This is a genomic window from Nocardioides sp. CPCC 206348 (assembly GCF_048654705.1).
In the GTDB taxonomy this organism is placed as follows: domain Bacteria; phylum Actinomycetota; class Actinomycetes; order Propionibacteriales; family Nocardioidaceae; genus Nocardioides.
Window position 1 is genome coordinate 83613 of sequence record NZ_JBMCZA010000195.1, and the last position, 1224, is coordinate 84836.

At 71.7% G+C, this 1224-nt stretch carries 1 protein-coding gene; it reads right to left on the reverse strand.

All coding sequences use genetic code 11. The annotated features are described in order from the left end of the window. Positions 1 to 67: 67 nt before the first annotated feature. Positions 68 to 1222, reverse strand: a complete 1155-nt coding sequence (locus ACOADB_RS18110) for an RNA polymerase sigma factor (RefSeq protein ID WP_378601506.1) — start codon at positions 1220 to 1222, stop codon at positions 68 to 70. Between the last annotated feature and the right edge of the window lie 2 nt (positions 1223 to 1224).

Below are 1224 nucleotides of genomic sequence, written 5' to 3' on the forward strand. Positions count from 1 at the left end.
CCGACACTGTCGGCTTGCCGCCAGACCGGCCGAGGTCCTACGGAAGGCAACTGCGGCGCTCGCGCAATCAGACCAGCTCTCCGCGCTTGCGAGTGAGGTAGGCGATCTCGGCGGTGTTGTCGCAGCAGGCGAGCGCGGCGTCGTACTCCTGACGCGCCTCGGCGCTGCGACCCAGGCGACGGAAGAGGTCGGCGCGGGTGGCGTGCCAGGCGTGGTAGCCGGACAGGGGCAGCCGGTCGACCTGGGCGAGGGCGACCTCGGGGCCGTCGAGCTCGGCGATCGCCACGGCCCGGTTGAGGGCCACGATGGGCGAGGGGTCCAGACGGACCAGCTGGTCGTACAGCGCCGCGACCTGTGACCAGTCGGTGTCGGCGGCGGACGGCGCATCGGTGTGGACGGCGTTGACGGCCGCGAGGATCTGGTAGCGGCCGGGGCGGTTGGCGGCCAGGCACTCGCGGACCAGCGCATGTCCCTCGGCGATCAGCGCCCGGTCCCAGCCACCGCGGTCCTGCTCGTCGAGCGGAACCAGCTCACCGTGGCGGACCCGTGCCGCGCGCCGCGACTCCGTCAGGAGCAGCATCGCCAGCAGGCCGGTCGTCTCGCGGTCCTCGGGCAGCAGCTCGTGCAGGATCCGGGCCAGCCGGATCGCCTCGCCCGTCAGGTCGGCACGGATGGGGTCACCGTCGCTGTTGGAGAGGTAGCCCTCGTTGAAGATCAACAGGAGTACGGCGAGCACGGCGCCGATCCGCTCGGGCAGGTCCTCGGCCGCGGGGACGCGGTACGGGATCTTCGCGCCCTTGATCTTGGCCTTGGCGCGGGTGATCCGCTGGCCCATCGTCGTCTCCTGGACGAGGAAGGCGCTCGCGATCTCGGCCACCGTCAGACCGCCCATCAGGCGCAGCGTCAGCGCGATCCGCGCTTCCGGCGCCAGGGCCGGGTGACAGCAGGTGAAGATCAACCGGAGCCGGTCGTCGGTGATGACGCCGGTCGGCTCGTGGGGGGTGTCGTCATGCATCATCTCGGCCGCCTGGTGCTTGCTCTCGCGGAGCTTCTCGCGACGGAGTCGGTCGATCGCCCGGTTGCCGGCGGTGGTCGTCAACCACGCACCGGGGTTCGGCGGCACGCCGCTCTCCGGCCACTTCTCGAGGGCGGTCACCAGCGCCTCCCCGGCCGCGTCCTCGGCGATGTCGATGTCACCGAAGCGGCGGACCAGGGAGGCGATCA